The 303-nt window shown below is 67.7% G+C and carries 1 pseudogene; it reads left to right on the top strand.

Features of this window, described 5'->3' with window-relative positions:
• A pseudogene (locus NE591_RS14245) lies at window positions 1–303 on the top strand (hypothetical protein); the annotation flags it as partial.

Below are 303 nucleotides of genomic sequence, written 5' to 3'. Positions count from 1 at the left end.
GACGCCTTCATCCCCGGCCACGCCGAGGACGTCCACAACATCTCGACGCCGCCCCACAACACCGGCGACGGCATTCGCATGGGCGCCTGGGTGGGCGGCGCCCTCGACGAGGCGCCCCACTGCCCCATGTACTTCGACGAGGGCGTGGAAGGCCTGGAGCACATGCCCTCCATCCCGCTGACGCGTCAGCCGTGGCTGTCCCTGAATGACTTGGGCGAGCGCTTCTGCAACGAGGACATGCCCTACGCTTTCGTCTGCCGCGCCCACAACGCCCAGCCGCGACACATGAAGTGGGTGTTCTGG

Origin of the sequence: Adlercreutzia sp. DFI.6.23 (genome assembly GCF_024462535.1) — a bacterium.
In the GTDB taxonomy this organism is placed as follows: domain Bacteria; phylum Actinomycetota; class Coriobacteriia; order Coriobacteriales; family Eggerthellaceae; genus Adlercreutzia; species Adlercreutzia rubneri.
Note: the sequence above shows the minus strand (reverse complement) of the source record. Positions and strands in the feature narration are given on the sequence as shown.